Below are 17299 nucleotides of genomic sequence, written 5' to 3'. Positions count from 1 at the left end.
CGACCATGAAAACGGTGCTTTCATCAGCTTGGCTAATGGGCTATCAGGGGCCGGTCCCCAAATGGCCGGCTGCGTGGCCGCAGGGCGCGCGGACGTAAAAAAACCGGCAGAAGCCGGTTGTGCGAGGGGGCGGGTGGGCGCTCAGGCGGTCAGAAAACCGCGCCCCGCGCCGCGCAGGCTGGAGGGTTTGACCATGCGGCCGTAGGTCGGCTGGCGTTCCAGTGCCTGTTCTGGCAACAGGCTGCCGACGGCGCGCTGGTTGATGGCGTTCGCGCGCAGCACCGCCTGGCGCAGCTGGGCAAAACGCTGGGCGGCGCTCAGGGCGCCGCGCCGCAGGGCGCTCTCGGGGTCGGCGAAGGCCGGTGTTCTGGGGGCTTGCTGCAGCACAGCCTGCATGGCCGCGCTGGCCTGCTCCACGCCCGGCGCGTCGCCGCGCAGCAAGGCGGCTTCGAGCGCGTCGAGCTCTGCCTGCAACGCGTCGATCCAGGCTTGGTGGGGCGTCGTGGCGGCAGCAGTCATGGTGAGGTTTGGTGAAGGGAGAAGGATCAGCCCCGGCCGCCGTTGAGCATTTCGGCGGCGTTGGCCAGCATCTTGTCGGCGATGGCCTCGGCGTTCACCTGGAAGGTGCCGTTGGCAATCGACAGTTTCATGGCTTCAACCTTCTCGGCGTTGAACACCTCACCACCGCCACCCGGGCCCATGGCCGACACGGTGGAGGACGAGAGGGTCACGGTCACGCCCGCCTGGGGCTTGGCCGCTGCACCAGCCACCTCAGCGACGGCGGTCACAGGTTTTTCGGCGGTCTTCTGGGGACCACCGGCCACGGAACCTATATAGGAATCGGGTGACGAATCGACTTTCATTTCACGCTCCAAACCCCGTACTCAGGGTGATGTGAAAGAACTATCGACCCGGGGGCCACGAACTTTAAGCATTTTTGTGCACTGAGTTCGGGCCTGCGGCCTGGGCGGCGGCGGGTCGTGGGGGTTGCCGGGCTCAAAGGGCGATCTCCACCGTCTGGTCTGGTTGCACCAGCCCTGTGATGACCCGTCCACCCGGCAGGCGGACGCGGGCGGATTGTCCCACCAGGCCGGCGGTGAGCGCCAGTCCGGTGGCGGAAATGCTGAAACCGCTGCCGCTGCTGTTCACGCGCACCTGGTCGCCAGCGCCGAAGGCGCGCTGCGGGCGCACCGCGTTTTCGCGCAGGGTCAGGCCCGGGGTGAGGGCAAAGGCGGTTTGCTGGCCAACCCACATGTCGGCCCGGGCCAGCACGCCCGAAGGATGGGCGGCCCAGTCGACCTCGGCCAGTTCGGCGTCGTCCTGGCTCAGGGTGGCGCCGGCGTCCACCGGGCGTTTGACCACCCAGGCCGGGCCGAAGGCCTTGATGGTGACCGGCACGTAGACGTTCCAGCGGCGCGGGCCTTCCACGCAGCGCAGGCCGATGCGGCTGCGGCCCCAGAGGCGGGAGCCGGGTGGCAGGTGGGCCTCGACCCGGGCGCAGGGCGCCAGCCGCAGGCGGCTGTCGAGCGAACCCATCACGACCTCGGTGCGCAGCGGAAAGCTGGCGTCCTGCGGCAGGGCGGCGTCCAGTGCCGGCTGCAGCCAGTCGCGTGCGGTCTTTTCCAGCTCGGCGGTGGTGTCGCTCGCGAAGGCCGCCCCCGCGCCCAGCGCCCACGCGCAGGCGAGCAGCAGCGTTTGCCGCAGGGCCTGCAAGAGGTGGCGCAAGGGAGCGGTTCGCATGGCGGTCTCCAGGAAAAGGGCGGTACAGGGGCGCTGCTCCATCTCTATCTATCTATGTGAGAGGAGGGCAGAGCCATGTGTTCAGGCGTCCACTGTAGGGGCAGGGTGGTGCGGGCAAAGCGGGGAAATGACTTGCAAAGCGGCGCTTGTTCCGGCCATTGCCAACCCTCAAGATTTCCATAATTCGTTCAACCCCCGGTGTCGGGCGCGTCCGCTACAGGTCCGCCGCCACCGTCCCACCCACCCCGCTGGAGTTGAACATGCTGGAACAGATGACCGGACGGCTGGACTTCCATGCCAACGCCCTGCTGCTGCGCTCGCAGCGCCAGCAGACCATTGCCAGCAACATCGCCAACGCCGACACGCCGGGTTATGTCGCGCGCGATTTTGACTTTGCCCAGGCGCTGAAGAACGCCTCCGGCCTGTCGGGCACCTCGGGTGGTGCCGCCATCACCGCCACGCACGCGCAACACATGAACCTGGGTGGTGTGGCCGCCGGCAGCGGTGCCCGCACCGGCGACAGCGCCAAGCTGGCGTACGCGGTGCAGACCCAGCCCAGCCAGGACGGCAACTCGGTCGACCTCGACCGCGAGCGCGCCAACTTCGTGGACAACAGCGTGCGCTACGAGTCCACGCTGCGGTTCATCAATGGCCATGTGAAGACCATGCTGAGTGCCATCACCGGCCAATGACTTGAAAGGAATCGGTCATGTCGATGTTCTCCATCTTCAACGTCTCGGGCAGTGCGGTCAGCGCGCAGTCCCAGCGCCTCAACGTGGTGGCCAGCAACCTGGCCAACGCCGACGCCGTGGCCGGCCCCGACGGGCAGACCTACAAGGCGCGCCACATCCTGTTCCAGACCGTGCCCATGGGCAGCGACGGCAGTGCCGGCGTGAAGGTGCAGAACATCCTGGAGAGCGATGCACCCGGGCGCCGCGTGCACAACCCCTCGCATCCCAGCGCCGACGCCGAAGGTTATGTGACCCACGCCAACGTGAACCCGGTGGAGGAGATGGTCAACATGATCTCGGCCTCGCGTTCGTACCAGAACAACGTCGAGGTCATGAACACGGCCAAGTCGCTGTTGCTCAAGACCCTGCAGATGGGCCAGTGAGCCCGCCTTTTGGAAAGACCTGAACCATGTTCATGACCCCGCTCGATCTCAGCAACCTGGGCACCGCCGTGGGCAGCACCACCGGCACCTCGGCCAAGAACAGCATGGACCCGAAGGCTTCGCAGGACCGGTTCCTGAAGCTGCTGGTGGCGCAGTTGAACAACCAGGATCCGCTCAACCCGATGGACAACGCGCAGATGACGACCCAGATGGCGCAGATCAACACGGTCAGCGGCATCCAGGAACTCAACGCCACGCTCTCCGGCATGGCGGCGCAGTTCTCTTCGCTCACCGCGCTGCAGGGCACCTCGCTGATCGGCCGCGAGGCGCTCTTGCCCGGCGACCAACTGACCTTCAAGAACGGCCAGGGCAAGGCCGCGTTCTCGCTCGATGCCAAGGCCACCGACGTGAAGGTCGACATCATGGGCACCAACGGCGAAGTGCTCGGCACTGTCGACATGGGCGCGCTCGGGCCCGGCCTGCACGGCTTCAACTGGGATACCGAGGGCCTCGATCCGTCCAAGGTCAAGGGCTTCAAGGTGCGCGCGCTCGATGGCAACACCGGCGTGGACACGGTGTCGCTGCAGCGCATCTCGGTCGACTCGGTGAGCTTCTCCGGCGGCTCCATCTACATGCTGCTGCAGGACGGCACCACCCGCGCCTACAACGACGTGCTGGCGTTCATGTGAACGCCTGAAGCGCACGGCCAACGTACCGCAACGCACCGCGATCACCCCACCGATTTTTTCCCCCAAAGGACATCACCATGGCATTCCAGCAAGGACTCTCGGGCCTGAACAGCGCCAGCCGCAACCTCGACGTGATCGGCCACAACATCGCCAACGCCAACACGGTGGGCATGAAGAGCTCGCGCGGTGAATTCGGCGAGCTCTACGCCAGCTCCATCAACGCCGCCGGCGGTGTGAACTCGGGCATCGGCGTGGCGCTCACCACCGTGTCGCAGCAGTTCACGCAGGGCAACATCTCCGTCACCGGCAACGACATGGATGTGGCCATCAACGGATCGGGCTTCTTCGAGCTGACCATGCCCAACGGCTCGGTGGCCTACAGCCGTGCCGGCATGTTCAAGCTCGACGCCAGCGGCAACATCATCACCAACAACGGTGCCAACCTCATGGGCTACCCGACCTCGCCCGACGGCACGCGCCTGAGCTTCGACTCGCAGCCGCTGCGCCTGCCCACGGGCGGCCCGATTCCGGCGCGGCAGACCTCCAACATCGTGGCCGAGTTCAACCTGGACGCGCGCGCGCCGGTGGCCTCCACGCAGACACCGCCCACGCCGCTGTCGACCTATGGCACCTCGCTGATCGCGTACGACCCGCAAGGCCTGGAAGTGCCGGTGGCCCTGAGCTTCGAGAAGATCGGCAACAACCAGTGGAACGTGTATACCGGTGTCAACGGCGCCGATCCCGCCCTGTCCACGCCTTTCGTGCTGAACTTCATGCCCGATGGCTCGCTCGATCCGGCCTCCGTCATTCCGCCGCTCACCCTGACCTCGCCCAACGACCCGACGCTGAACTTCAACGTCACCCTCGACTTCAACGGCGCGACGCAGTTCGGCACCAACTTCGCCGTCAGCGACCTGGACCCGGACGGCTACGCGCCCGGCCAGTTCCTGGGCCTGAAGATCGGTTCGGACGGCATGGTCACCGGCCAGTACTCCAACGGCGAGACGCGCGCCGCGGGCCAGATCGCCCTGGTCAACTTCCGCAACCCGCAGGGCCTGCAACCCACCGGCGGCGGCAACTGGGCGGCCACCTACACCTCGGGCACGCCGCTGCACGGCGAACCCGGCACCGGCAACTTCGGCGCGCTGCGTTCGGGCGCGCTGGAAGATTCCAACGTGGACATCACCGCCGAGCTGGTCAACATGATGACCGCGCAGCGCACCTACCAGGCCAACGCGCAGACCATCAAGACGCAGGACCAGGTGTTGAGCACGCTGCTCAACATGCGCTGATCGAGCCTCGCGCCCGAACTGAAAGAAGGAGCCCCGCATGGACCGCATGATCTACACCGCGATGACCGGCGCCAACGCCGCGCAGTACCGGCAGCAGGTGCTGGCCAACAACCTGGCCAACGTGTCCACGCCGGGCTTTCGCGCCGAACTCTCCACCTTCCGCGCGGTGCCGGTGCGCGGCGACGGCGCCAGCACGCGGGTGTTTGCGCTCGAAGCCACGCCCGGCCATTCCGACCTGCCCGGCGCCATCACCTCCACCGGCCGCAACCTCGACGTGGCCGCGCGCGACAACGCCTACTTTGCGGTGCAGGGCCTGGACGGCACCGAGGCCTACACCCGCGCCGGTGCGCTCGAAGTCAACCAGGACGGCACGCTGGTCAGCGGCCAGGGCCTGCCGATGCTGAGCGACGGCGGCCCGATCGTGGTGCCCGAAGGCGCGCGCGTGGACATCGCCAGCGACGGCACCGTGAGCACGCGCGTGGGCAACCAGCCGTCGCAGAACGTGGGCCGGCTGAAGATGGTCACGCCCGATGCCGACAACCCGCTGCGCCGCAGCGAGGACGGCCTGTTCCGCGGCCCCGAGGGCGACCCGCTGCCGGCCAGCGACGTGGCCCGCCTGCAGGACGGCGCGCTCGAAGGCTCCAACGTGAACCCCATGGAAGCCATGGTCGGCATGATCGCCGTGGCGCGCCAGTTCGAGGTGCAGATGCGCATGCTGCAGAACGGCGAAACCAACGACAAGACCGCCAGCCAGTTGCTGAGCATGAATGGATAAGAACACCCCCCGCGTCGCCTTCGGCGCCACCCCCCTGCAAGGGGGGCGATACCTGAGGCCCGGCAAAGCCGGTTCCTCGGTATCTCTGGACCGGGGCTTCTGCAGCCGATGAACCGGGCCTCACTGACACAAGGAAGAACACCATGATCAATTCGCTGATGATTTCCAAGACCGGCATGCAGGCACAGCAGATGCAGCTGGACGTGATCTCCAACAACCTGGCCAACGTCTCCACCAACGGCTTCAAGCGCGCCAACGCGGTGTTTGAAGACCTGATGTACCAGAACCTGCGCCAGGTCGGCGCCAACACGGCCGAGCAGGCCGAGCTGCCGACCGGTCTGCAGGTGGGCCTGGGTGTGCGCACGGTGGCCACCTCGCGCACCTTCACGCAAGGCAACATGCAGCAGTCGGACAACGTGCTGGACGTTGCGGTCAACGGCAACGGCTTCTTCCAGATCGAGCTGCCCGACGGCACGACCGGCTACACGCGCGACGGCAGCTTCAAGCCCGACGCGCAGGGCCGCATCGTCACCAACAGCGGCTACCCGCTCACCGCCGGCATCACGGTGCCGGCCGAAGCGCAGAGCATCACCATCTCCAACGACGGTGTGGTCACCGTCAAGCTGCCGGGCAACCCGGCGCCGCAGCAGATCGGCACCATCGAGCTGGCCAGCTTCATCAACCCGGCCGGCCTGGAGCCCATGGGCCAGAACCTCTACACCGAGAGCCTCGCCTCGGGCAACCCGGTCACCGGCGCACCCGGCTCGGCCGGCATGGGCACGGTGATGCAGGGCTTTGTTGAAAGCTCCAACGTCAACGTGGTGCAGGAGCTGGTGACCATGATCCAGACCCAGCGCGCCTACGAAATGAATTCCAAGGCCATCCAGACCTCCGACCAGATGCTGCAACGCCTGAGCCAGCTGTAAGCACCCCCGCCACGGCCCATGGGCCGTGACCCCCTCAAGGGGGCCACACCAGCGGCCCGGCCAAGCCGGTTGCGCGGTGTGCCTGGGCGGAGACACCTCTCTCGAAAGCTCCTTATGAACCGCTCCATTTTTTCGCTGATCGCCCTTTGTGCTCTGGCCTTCCTGGCCACCGGCTGCGAGACGCTGCAGCGCACGCCGCAGGTGGACCTGGCGCCGACCCAGCCGGTGCGTTACGCACAGCAGGCACCGGTGGCCGCGCCTGCGGTCACCCAGGCCGCCAGCGGCAGCCTGTTCCAGGCAGTGAGCTACCGGCCCGCTTTTGAAGACCCGCGTGCGCGCATGCCGGGTGACATCCTCACGGTGCAGATCACCGAGCGCATCAACGCCACGCAGAAGTCGTCGTCTTCCGTGGACCGCAGCGGCCGCGTGGCGGGTGGTGTGTCGGCACTGCCTTTCATCAGCGGCAGTTCGCTGCAGGGCAAGCTCGACGTGGGTGCGAACTCGTCGAACAAGTTCTCCGGCAATGGCGAAACCGAAAACGCCAACACCTTCTCCGGCTCCATCACCACCACGGTGCAGGAGGTCTTGCCCAACGGCCACCTGGTGGTGGTGGGCGAGAAACAGATCGGCGTGAACCAGAACGTGGACGTGCTGCGCTTCACCGGCACGGTGGATCCGAAGCAGATCCGGCCCGGCAACATGATCGCCTCGACCCAGGTGGCGAACGTGCGCATCGAGTCGCGTGGACGGGGCCAGCAAGGCGAAGCGCAAGCAATTGGCTGGTTGGCACGGTTCTTTTTGACCGTTCTCCCCTTCTAAAGCCAAGCATGATGAGTCAACCCCGCCGCATGGCGAGCGACCCCATCTAGGGTCGGCGCCTTCGGCCCGGCAAAGCCGGTTCTGCGGCACCCCTGCATGTGGGGATGTCGCTCCGGACCAACTGGACCATTGAAATGACTATCGACCGCTTTTTCCGAAACTTGATGCTGCTGTGTGCGGTGTTCGCCGCCTGGCCCGCCAGCGCGCAGGCGATCCGCATCAAGGAGATCGCGGCGGTGCAAGGCGTGCGCAGCAACCAGCTGACGGGGTATGGCCTGGTGGTGGGCCTGGACGGCACGGGCGACCAGACCACGCAGATGCCCTACACCGCGCAGAGCCTGAACAACTACCTGCAGCAGTTGGGCCTGTCGCTGCCGCCGGGCGCCAACATGCAGCTGAAGAACGTGGCGGCCGTGATGGTCACCGCGCAGCTGCCCGCCTTCGCCCAGCCCGGCCAGACCATCGACGTCACCGTGTCCTCGGTCGGCAACGCCAAGTCGCTGCGCGGCGGCACGCTCATCACCACGCCGCTCAAGGGTGCCGATGGCGAGATCTACGCGCTGGCCCAGGGCAACCTGCTGGTCGGCGGTGCCGGCGCTTCGGCCGGTGGCAGCAAGGTGCAGATCAACCACCTGAGCGCGGGGCGTGTGCCCGGCGGCGCGCAGGTTGAACGCGCGGTGGCGACGCCGTTTGCGCTCGGCGAAACCATCGACCTCGGCCTCAACGCCAACGACTTCCAGACCGCCAGCCGCGTGACCGATGCCATCAACAAGGTGATGGGCGCCGGCGTGGCCAGCGCGGTGGACGGCCGTGTGGTGCGCCTGCGCGCACCGGCCGACCCGAACCAGCGCGTGAGCTTTCTCGCCCGGGTGGAAGACATCCGGCTCGACGCCACCATTCCCATGGCGCGCGTCATCATCAACTCGCGCACCGGTTCCATCGTGATGAACCAGGCCGTCACGCTCGGTGCCTGCGCGGTCTCGCACGGCAACCTGTCGGTGAGCATCAGCTCGACGCCGGTGATCAGCCAGCCCAACGCCCTGTCCACCGGCGGCCAGACCGTGGTGGCGGAGAAGGCCAACATCCAGATCAGCCAGGACAAGGGTTCGCTGATCAAGCTCGACACCGCGCCCCAACTCTCCGACGTGGTGCGCGCGCTCAACTCGCTCGGCGCCACGCCGCAAGACCTGCTGGCGATCCTGCAGGCCATCAAGGCCTCGGGCGCGATGAACGCCGAGCTTGAGGTGATCTGATGTTGTACGGTGCCCTCGTGTCGCAGACTGCCGATCGCCGGCACGCCGGTGGCAACGCGGGCGCTGCCACGCCTGGCCTGGGCGCACGCTGGGGCGCGATGGCGCGCCAGCAACTGCTGCCCTTCGGCCAGCGCGCCCTGCACACACCCAAGGCGGCGCCGCCGCGCGCCGGCATCACGAGAGGCCGGCCATGAACCCGATGTCGTCGTTGTCCACCACCGGCCTGGCCGCCGACCCGACCGCGCTGAACGCGTTGCGTTATGGCGCGGGCAAGGGCGGTGACGACAAGGCGGCGCTGAAGGAAGCGGCGAAGCAGTTTGAATCGTTGTTCATGCGTGAGCTCATCAAGAGCATGCGCGAGGCCACGCAGAAATCCGGCCTGATGGATGGCGAAGGCGCCGACCTCGGCACCGACCTGCTCGACCAGCAGTTCGCGGTGCAGCTCTCCGGCCTGCCAGGTGGCTTGTCCGAAGCCATCGAGCGCCAGCTCGCGCGCCAGATGAGCAACACCGATGGCAGCAGGAACACGGGCTCGCTCGCCATCGGCGACACCAGCACCGTGGGCCGCGCCAGCGCGGGCCCGCGCCAGGCCGGTTTTGTTGACCAGCACAGCGAGGCCGCTGCCACCGTGGCACGCGAGTCCGGCATTCCCGCCAGCTTCATGATCGGCCAGGCCGGCCACGAAACCGGCTGGGGCCGCAGCGAGATCAAGCACGCCGACGGCTCGCCCTCGTACAACCTGTTCGGCATCAAGGCCACCGACAGCTGGAAGGGCAAGGTCGCCGAGATCACGACCACCGAATACATCAACGGCGAGCCACGCAAGGTGACGGCCAAGTTCCGCGCCTACGACTCGTATGCCGACTCGTTCCGCGACTACGCGCGCCTGATCGGCAACAGCCCGCGCTACGAAGGCGTGATGGAGCAACTGCATTCGGTGCAGGGCTTCGCCAGCGGTTTGCAGAAAGCCGGCTACGCGACCGACCCGCAGTACGCGGCCAAGCTCAGCCGCGCCATCAACACCACCCTGAACCTGCAGCGGGCGCAATCATGAGACACACCTCCGCCGCGCTGCGCGCGCATGAAACCGTCTCTTTCCAGGGGGGCTGCGCCGAAGGCGACGCCGGGGCCAGCAAGGAGTCCACATGTCTGCACTGAACATCGGCGCGCGTGCGCTCAGCACCAACCTGGCGGCCCTGCAGGCGATTGGCAACAACATCGCCAACGTCAACACGCCGGGCTATTCGCGCCAGAACGTCATCCAGCAGACAGCGGGCTACCAGCAGATGGGCAGCGGCTTCTTCGGCAAGGGGGTGGAGATCACCACCGTCGAACGCTCGCACAACGCCTACCTCACGCGCGAAGCGCAGACCAGCGGCTCGGTGGCCGCGGCCGACGCGGCGCGTTACGCCCGCCTGCAGCAACTGGAGAGTGCCTTCCCCATCGGCAACGCCGGCCTGGGTGCGGCGCTCAACGGCGTGTTGAACGCCTGGAGCGACGTGGCCTCTTCGCCCGGCAACCTGACCGCGCGCGTGGTCGTCATCGCCAAGGGCGAAGAACTCGCCTCGCGCCTGCGCAACACAGCCGGCCAGATCGATGCCCTGCAGGCCACCACCAAGCAGCAGGTGGAGGGCGCCGTCAAGACCATCAACACCCTGGCGCAGGACCTGGCCAAGGTGAACGCACGCATCGCCGAAGTCCAGGGCACCGGCCACACGCCGAACGACCTGCTGGACCAGCGCGACAAGCTCCTGGGCGACCTCGGCAAGCAGGTGCAGACCAGCACGGTGTTCGGCTCCAACGGCACCGTGAGCGTGTTCGTGGCCGGCAGCCAGCCACTGGTGCTGGGCACGCGTGCCAACGCACTGGCCACCGGGCAGGACAGCACCGACAGCTCGCGCATCGCGCTGTCCTTCGTGCAGGGCGGTGTGTCGACGGCGGTGCCCGAAGGCAACCTGGGTGGCGGTGAACTGGCCGGCCTGATGCGCTTCATGAACCACGACCTGGTGGACGTGCAGAACTTGCTTGGCCGCATGGCCCTGGCCACCGCAACCACGGTGAACGACCAGCACCGGCTCGGCCTGGACCTGCAAGGCAACCCGGGGCAGAACTTCTTTGTGCCGCCGGCCAACGCCGTCGGCCTGGGCGTGCCGGGCAACACCGGCAACGCCGAGGTGAGCGTGGGCGTGGCCAACCCGTCGGCCCTGATGGCGTCCGACTACGAGCTGCGCTTCGAAACCGGCGGCACCATCAGCGTGGTGCGCCTGTCCGATGGAACCAGCACCTCGGTGCCCGCGCTGCCGACCGAGATCGACGGCCTGCGTTTCAACCTCGACCAGGGCGCCGGCCAGCCCGGCGACCGCATCCTGGTGCGGCCCTACGCGGCCGCCGCGCGCAACCTGCAGGTGGCCATCGGCTCGCCCGACCGCCTGGCCGCGGCCAGTCCGGTGATGGTCACCCCCGGCACCGGCAACAGCGGTGGCCTGAGCGTGGAAACGCTGTACCCCGCCGCGGCCTCGGCCCAGCTCACCGACCCGGTCACCATCAGCTTCCTGGCCGACGGCAGTTTCACCGCCACCGGCCTGGGCCCGGGCAACCCCGCACCCGACAACCCCGGCCCGCCGCCGAGCTACAACTTCAAGCCCGGCGAGCCGATCACGCTCAATGGCTGGAGCCTCACGCTGCGCGGCAGCCCGGGCGCCGGCGACACCTTCAGCATTGCCGCGTCCCCACCCGGTTCGATCAGCCAGAACGCGGGCAACGGCGCCGGCATGCTGGCCCTGCGCGACCGCGCCACCTTCGAAGGCGTGTCGTTGTCCGACGGTTATGTGAGCCTGTTCTCCGACATCGGCACGCGCGTGCAGGGGGCGGAGTTCGCGGCGAACTTCTCGGCCAACATCGCCAGCACCGCCGAGACCGCGCGCGCCAACGTGGCCGGCGTCAACCTCGACGAAGAGGCCGCGCGCCTGCTGCAGTACCAGCAGGCCTACCAGGCCTCGGCCAAGTTCCTGCAGATCGCGCAGAACACTTTTGACAGCTTGCTGCAGACCGTGGGCCGATAGATATGAACACCCCCCTGCGCCGCTTTGCGGCTTCCCCCCTCCGTGGCGCGCCTTCGGCGCTTCGAGGGGGGACGGCATCTTGGACCGGCGGAGCCGGACCCTTGCTGCCTCTGGTCTGCGCTGCTGCTTGCGTTGCGGGTCGTGCTCCGGCGCGGCCGTTGCGTTGCGCTCGCCTATCGGCCGTCTGAACGTTTGAGGAATCGTCATGCGAGTCTCCACTGCCAACAGCTACGACAACACCATCGCCCATCTGGCCCGGCGCCAGGCCGAGTTGGCCGCGCAGCAGGAGCGCGTCACCACCGGCATGCGCGTGCTCAAGCCGAGCGACGACCCGGTGGCCGCCACGCTGGCCGAGACGGCGGCCAATCGCCTGTCGCGCACCAACGCCGACCTGCGCGCGCTCGAAGCCTCGCGCGCCAGCCTGCAGCAGGCCGAGAGTGGCCTGCGCGAGTCGGGCGACCTGATCCAGCAGGTGCGTGATCTGCTCATCACCGCCGGCAACGCCACCTTCACCGACGCAGAACGCGAAGACGTGGCGAAACAGCTCGAAGGCCTGCGAGAACAGCTGATCGCCGTGGCCAACCGCAAGGACAACACCGGGCGCACGCTGTATGGCGGCCTCGGCGGTTCCTCGACACCCTTCGTGGACGTGTACGGACCCAATGGCAACGGCGTGCAGTTCGAGGGCCAGCGTGGTCAGGCCGCCGCCGGCAACAGCGCGCTGCCGCAAACGCTCGATGGCGACGCCATCTGGATGCGCGTGCCGCAGGGCAATGGCAGCTTCACCGTCGGCCTGCCCCACAGCAACAGCGGCAACGTGAGCACCACGGTCGGCACGGTCAGCAACCCGGCCGCGCTCACCGGCGCCGGTTACGACATCGGCTTTGCCGAGGTCGGCGGCCAGATGCAGTACACCGTGACCAACACCACCACCGGCCTGCCGGTGCCCGGCCACACCGGCCAGCCCTACGTGGCCAACAGAACCATCGAGTTCGACGGCATCTCGCTCGAAATGCGTGGCGCCGCCGCCGCCGGCGACCGCGTCGAAGTGCGGCCCGTCACCGCCCCGACCGACATTTTTTCCGTGGTGCAGAGCGCCATCGATGGCCTGCGCTACGACGGCCCCAACGAAAGCGCGCACCATACCCAGGTGCTGGCGCGCGCGATCACCGAAGTGGACGCCGCGCACGACCGCGTGCTGGCCGTGCGTGGCCGTGCGGGCGAATGGCTCAACCGCGCCGATTCGCTCAGCACCCAGATGGAAGGCCGCGCGATCGACCTGAAGACCGAAGGCGCGCGCCTGCAGGAGCTGGATCCGATCCAGGGCATCTCCGACCTGGACATGAAAAAGCTCGGCCTGGAAGCCGCCCTCAAGACCTACGCCCAGGTGCAGCGCCTGTCGCTGTTCCAGGTCATCAACTGACCTGGCCTTTCCTTTTCGCTTCCCCTTTTCCTTTTCCTTTTCTTTTTTCTCCTCTCTCCTTTCATGATCATCAGCCACACCGTGCTGGACAGCATCGCGCTCGGCTACGAGCCCGTGTGGAACCGCGCGCGCGAGCTTGCCGCCGTGCGCCTGGGCGTGCGCGCCGTGCACCCCGAGTCCGTTGATGCCCCGCACCTCATGCAGGCGCTGGGTGACGACTGGCCCGAGAGCGCGCCCGTGCTCATCCTCGCGATTGAAAACCCGCGCCTGCTGCAGCAGGCCCTGACCTGCGAGCCGGTGCACAACACCTGGCTGGAGGTGCCGGGTGAGCTGTTCGAACAAGTCGAGACCCAGGCGCGCCTGGCGCAGGCCGCCCGCCGCGGCCACCGCCTGTTGCGCCGCACCGATCTGGCCGCCTTGCGCGGCGAGGCAGTGGCACCGGCCGACACGCGCAACCTGCTGCGCCTGGGTGCCGAATTCACCCCGCGGGGCCTGCTCGGCCAGCTGGTCGAAGGCGTCAGCACGCAGGTGCTGGCACGCGAGTGCCTCGACGCCGCCGGCGCCTGGGGCCTGCTGCACTGGCCCGACGCCGACGTGCTGCAGGCACACAACCAGGGCCCGCTGAACTACGACGCGGCGGTGGTCAAGCAGATCCTCATGGCCATCGGCGACGAGGACTGTTCGCTCGAACACCTCGAACGCCTGGTGCGGCAAGACCCGGTGCTGGTCTACCGCATCCTGTTGCTGGTCAACTCGGCGGCCTACGGCCTGCGCCACGAAATCGCCTCGCTGCGCCACGCGCTGATGATGCTGGGCTTCCGCGAACTCGGCCGCTGGCTGGCCGAACAGCTGCCGCACTGCGAACCCGAACGCGACCTGCACCCGGTGCGTTACGCCATGGTGATGCGCGCGCGCCTGGCGCAGCACCTGCTCGCCGCCGGTTCCGACGACAACCTGCGCGGCGAGGTCTACACCGCCGCGCTGCTCTCGCAGCTCGACCGCCTGCTCCACCAGCCGCTGGGCGAGCTGCTGTACCGGCTGCCCCTGTCGGGCCGCGTGTTCGACGCCGTGCTGCGCAACGAAGGACCCTACCACCCATTGCTCGACGTGGCACGCGCCCAGGGCACGCCCGGCGAACTGCACCGCCTGCCGGTGGTGTGCCAGCGCCACGAGCTGAGCCTGGAGCACGTCAACCGCGCGCTCATCCGCATGCTGGCCAGCAGCCGTACGCATGCGAGTCCACGCTCCGAACGCATGATGTAAGTGGAAGGACCACCGCCGCGCTGAGCTGTTTGAAGCGCGGCTCCGCGGCGTTTCTGGAGGTAGATCACTCCGCGTCGGAGATGCCGTTTTTTCTTGCCGTTTCCGTGCCGTATCTGCTGGAATTCCGCGGCGGTGACGGCTGTTGGCGTGGCCACAGGCTACGATCTCGGTCATGACTTCCGCACCGCCCACCCACCCCCATCACACCAGCGCCCTGGTGCTGTTTTCCGGGGGACAAGATTCCACCACCTGCCTCGCCCACGCCCTGTCGCGTTACCCGCGCGTGGAGACCATCGGCTTCGACTACGGCCAGCGCCACAGCGTGGAGATGCAGGCACGGCTCAACGTGCTGCGCGAACTGCGCCAGCGTTTCCCGGCCTGGTCGCAGCGCCTGGGCGACGACCACGTGCTCGACCTTGCCGTGCTGGGCAAGGTGAGTGAAACCTCGCTCACGCGCGACATGGCCTTCCGCATGGAAGAGAGCGGCCTGCCCAACACCTTCGTGCCCGGCCGCAACCTGATGTTCCTCACGCTGGCGGCGGCACTCGCCTACCGGCGCGGCATCCAGGTCATCGTCACCGGCGTCTGCGAGACCGACTTCTCGGGCTACCCCGACTGCCGCGACGACACCATGAAGGCGCTGCAGGTGGCGCTCTCGCTCGGCATGGACCACCGCTTCCTGATCGACACCCCGCTGATGTGGATCGACAAGGCCGCCACCTGGCGCCTGGCGCACGATCTGGGCGAAAACGCGCTGCTGGTGGGTGGTGGCAATGCGCTGGTTGAACTCATCGTCGAGCACACCCACACCTGCTACCTCGGCGACCGCGAACACCGCCACCCCTGGGGTTATGGCTGCGGCGGTTGCCCGGCGTGCGAGTTGCGCGCCAGGGGCTGGGACAACTACGCCGCGCCGGTGGCCTGACCGGAGCCGATCAGGCCCGATCCGGCCTGATCAATCCGCGTTGCGGCGGATGTCCAGCCGGTAACGCGGCACACCCGACCCGGGCTGCGCTGCAGCCACTTCCTCATTCCCCTTCAACACCCAGCGCGTGCGGTGGTGCGCGCCCAGGGTGGAGCGGTGGGCAATCGAGATCAGGGCGCCGTGTGCCTGCTTCACACGGTCCACCAGGCGCTGGTAGATGGTGGCTTCGGCTTCTTCGTCGAGTGCGCTGGTGGCTTCGTCGGCCAGCACCCAGGCCGGCTGTTTGAGCATCACGCGCGCAATCGCCAGCCGCTGGCGCTCGCCGCCCGAGAGCTTCTGGTTCCAGGCGTCTTCGCGGTCGAGTTCGCTGGCCAGCGCCGGCAGCAGGGCCGCGTTCAGCGCGTCCTTCAAGGCGTCGTCGCTGTACTTCTCGGCCGGCTCGGGGTAGGCCAGTGCATCACGCAGGCGGCCGTCGGGGAAGTAGGGGCGCTGCGGGATGAACATCGCGTCCTTCGGCACCGACACGCGTCCTCGGGCGTGTGGCCAGATGCCGGAGATGGCACGGAACAGGCTCGACTTGCCGCTGCCCGAAGGGCCTTGCAGCAACACGGTGTCGCCGGGTTGCACGGCCAGGTCCACGCCGCTCAGCAGCGTGCTGCCGCCGGGCAGGGCCACGGTGAGGTCTTGCGCCGTGATGCCGCTGCCGGCTGCCGTGGTGGTCTCGTGCTGCATGTCGTCGTGGCGAGCCGACTGGTGTGCCAGGCTGGCCTCGAAGCCCACCAGCCGGTCGGTGGTGGCCTTCCACACGGCCAGTGCCATGTAGTTGTCGACCAGCCAGGACAACGAGTCCTGCACGCGGCCGAAGGCGGAGTTGATCTGCATCAGCTGGCCGAGCTGGATGGCGCCGCTGAAGTAACGTGGCGCGGCCACGATCAGCGGGAAGATGATGGCGGCCTGCGAGAAGAAGCTGCTGAACCAGGTGAGCTGTTTCTGGTTGCGGATGAGGTGGAAGTAGTTGCCCATGACTTCGCTGAAGCGCAGGTCGAGGTGGCGGCGCTCCACGCGTTCACCGCCGTCGAGCGCGATCGATTCGCTGTACTCGCGCACACGCACCATGTGGTGGCGGAAGTTGGCTTCCAGCATCTGCTGCTGGAAGTTCAGGCGCACCTGCGGCCGGCCGATCCAGTGCGCGATGGCGCTGCCGATGGCGCAGTACAGCACCGCCGCCCAGACCATGTAGCCGACGATTTCCAGTTCACCACCGCCCAGGAAAGCGGGCAGCGGCACGGTGAGCGAGCCGCTCAACGTCCAGAGGATGCCGACGAAACTCACCAGCGTGATGAGCGCGTTGAACATGCCCATGGAGAGCGACACGGTGTAGCTGGTGAAGAGGTTCAGGTCTTCCTGGATGCGCTGGTCCGGGTTGTCGGGGTTGCCGTGTTCGTCGGCGGTGAAGCGCGCCAGCTCCATGCGGTAGAAGGCCTTGTTGGCGAGCCAGCGGCCGAGGTAGTGGTCGGTCAGCCAGACGCGCCAGCGCAGCTGCAGGATCTGCGTCAGGTAGAACTTGTAGACCGCGAGCACGATGTAGATCAAGGCCAGCCAGCAGAACTTGACGATCTGCTCCCAGAACACCGGCTGGTTCTTCTCTTGCAGGGCGTCATAGAACACGCGGTACCACTCGTTGATCTGCACCAGCATGTAGACCGTGCCGAGGTTGAGCAGCACCACCGCCAGCAGCAGGCCGCGCGCGCGCCATTTTTCTTCGGACTGGAAATAGGGCAGGGCAAAGGCCCAGATGTTCTTGACCGTGGGCCACAGCGGTTTGCGGCGGTCGACGGGGGCGGGCGTGGCGGCGGAAGCAGTCATGTGGGGACCCTGTTCTGATCGGGCGCGGCCGGCGCCCGGTGGTGATGGCGCATCGTAGCGGCTGAAACCGCGATTTTGCTGAGGCGAGGCTTATGTGGTTGAGGGAGAAGAGAGGGGATGTTCTCCAGGGGCAGCAAGGGTCCGGCTCCGCC

18 protein-coding genes are annotated in these 17299 nt (G+C 67.5%); 14 read left to right on the top strand and 4 right to left on the bottom strand.

Annotated elements, in window-relative coordinates:
* Positions 1-141: 141 nt before the first annotated feature.
* From HPA01S_RS19290 to flgA, 3 genes are all read right to left on the bottom strand, one after another.
* Positions 142-519 (bottom strand): hypothetical protein, encoded by a 378-nt coding sequence (locus HPA01S_RS19290; RefSeq protein ID WP_066272536.1) that lies wholly within the window; start codon positions 517-519, stop codon positions 142-144.
* 26 nt (positions 520-545) lie between these two features.
* Positions 546-863 carry a flagellar biosynthesis anti-sigma factor FlgM gene (flgM, locus tag HPA01S_RS19285; RefSeq protein ID WP_084360832.1) on the bottom strand — a complete coding sequence of 106 codons (318 nt, stop codon included), beginning with the start codon at positions 861-863 and terminating at the stop codon, positions 546-548.
* 133 nt (positions 864-996) lie between these two features.
* Complete coding sequence (gene flgA / locus HPA01S_RS19280) at positions 997-1740, bottom strand: flagellar basal body P-ring formation chaperone FlgA (RefSeq protein ID WP_157085099.1); 744 nt, start codon at positions 1738-1740, stop codon at positions 997-999.
* Between the two features lie 260 nt (positions 1741-2000).
* Between flgA and flgB the strand changes: the two genes are divergently transcribed.
* The 14 genes from flgB (at position 2001) to queC (ending at position 15281) form a co-directional block, all read left to right on the top strand.
* The gene (flgB, locus tag HPA01S_RS19275) at positions 2001-2432 is read left to right on the top strand and encodes a flagellar basal body rod protein FlgB (RefSeq protein ID WP_066272529.1); all 432 of its coding nucleotides are present in this window, start codon (positions 2001-2003) and stop codon (positions 2430-2432) included.
* A gap of 17 nt (positions 2433-2449) precedes the next feature.
* Entirely contained in the window at positions 2450-2854 is a 405-nt protein-coding gene (gene flgC / locus HPA01S_RS19270; RefSeq protein ID WP_066272525.1) for a flagellar basal body rod protein FlgC, read from the top strand.
* A 32-nt stretch (positions 2855-2886) separates the two neighbouring features.
* On the top strand, positions 2887-3543 hold the full coding sequence (locus tag HPA01S_RS19265; protein ID WP_066272587.1) for a flagellar hook assembly protein FlgD: 657 nt from the start codon (positions 2887-2889) through the stop codon (positions 3541-3543).
* A 77-nt stretch (positions 3544-3620) separates the two neighbouring features.
* Entirely contained in the window at positions 3621-4835 is a 1215-nt protein-coding gene (gene flgE, locus HPA01S_RS19260; protein WP_066272524.1) for a flagellar hook protein FlgE, read from the top strand.
* A gap of 37 nt (positions 4836-4872) precedes the next feature.
* On the top strand, positions 4873-5610 hold the full coding sequence (flgF, locus tag HPA01S_RS19255; RefSeq protein WP_066272522.1) for a flagellar basal-body rod protein FlgF: 738 nt from the start codon (positions 4873-4875) through the stop codon (positions 5608-5610).
* A 143-nt stretch (positions 5611-5753) separates the two neighbouring features.
* The gene (gene flgG / locus HPA01S_RS19250) at positions 5754-6536 is read left to right on the top strand and encodes a flagellar basal-body rod protein FlgG (protein WP_066272516.1); all 783 of its coding nucleotides are present in this window, start codon (positions 5754-5756) and stop codon (positions 6534-6536) included.
* A gap of 114 nt (positions 6537-6650) precedes the next feature.
* Positions 6651-7355: a flagellar basal body L-ring protein FlgH gene (locus tag HPA01S_RS19245; protein ID WP_066272511.1), complete on the top strand. Its 705-nt coding sequence runs from the start codon at positions 6651-6653 to the stop codon at positions 7353-7355.
* Between the two features lie 164 nt (positions 7356-7519).
* Positions 7520-8608, top strand: coding sequence for a flagellar basal body P-ring protein FlgI (locus HPA01S_RS19240; protein ID WP_066272509.1), 1089 nt, complete (start codon positions 7520-7522; stop codon positions 8606-8608).
* On the top strand, positions 8608-8802 hold the full coding sequence (locus tag HPA01S_RS19235; protein WP_066272506.1) for a hypothetical protein: 195 nt from the start codon (positions 8608-8610) through the stop codon (positions 8800-8802). Before HPA01S_RS19240 ends, HPA01S_RS19235 begins: the two co-directional genes overlap by 1 nt.
* Complete coding sequence (gene flgJ / locus HPA01S_RS19230; RefSeq protein ID WP_157085098.1) at positions 8799-9662, top strand: flagellar assembly peptidoglycan hydrolase FlgJ; 864 nt, start codon at positions 8799-8801, stop codon at positions 9660-9662. Before HPA01S_RS19235 ends, flgJ begins: the two co-directional genes overlap by 4 nt.
* A gap of 91 nt (positions 9663-9753) precedes the next feature.
* Positions 9754-11670 carry a flagellar hook-associated protein FlgK gene (gene flgK, locus HPA01S_RS19225; protein ID WP_066272498.1) on the top strand — a complete coding sequence of 639 codons (1917 nt, stop codon included), beginning with the start codon at positions 9754-9756 and terminating at the stop codon, positions 11668-11670.
* A gap of 205 nt (positions 11671-11875) precedes the next feature.
* The gene (flgL, locus tag HPA01S_RS19220) at positions 11876-13093 is read left to right on the top strand and encodes a flagellar hook-associated protein FlgL (protein ID WP_066272493.1); all 1218 of its coding nucleotides are present in this window, start codon (positions 11876-11878) and stop codon (positions 13091-13093) included.
* A gap of 63 nt (positions 13094-13156) precedes the next feature.
* Positions 13157-14356, top strand: coding sequence for an HDOD domain-containing protein (locus tag HPA01S_RS19215; protein WP_066272491.1), 1200 nt, complete (start codon positions 13157-13159; stop codon positions 14354-14356).
* Positions 14357-14528: 172 nt separating this feature from the next.
* Positions 14529-15281 (top strand): 7-cyano-7-deazaguanine synthase QueC, encoded by a 753-nt coding sequence (gene queC, locus HPA01S_RS19210; RefSeq protein ID WP_066272489.1) that lies wholly within the window; start codon positions 14529-14531, stop codon positions 15279-15281.
* Between the two features lie 30 nt (positions 15282-15311).
* On the opposite strand, the gene HPA01S_RS19205 is transcribed toward queC, so the two are convergent.
* Entirely contained in the window at positions 15312-17147 is a 1836-nt protein-coding gene (locus tag HPA01S_RS19205; protein WP_066272488.1) for an ABC transporter ATP-binding protein/permease, read from the bottom strand.
* Positions 17148-17299 lie beyond the last annotated feature (152 nt).

Source organism: Hydrogenophaga palleronii NBRC 102513 (assembly GCF_001571225.1).
Taxonomy (GTDB): domain Bacteria; phylum Pseudomonadota; class Gammaproteobacteria; order Burkholderiales; family Burkholderiaceae_C; genus Hydrogenophaga; species Hydrogenophaga palleronii.
This window is presented reverse-complemented; position numbering and strand designations above follow the sequence as displayed.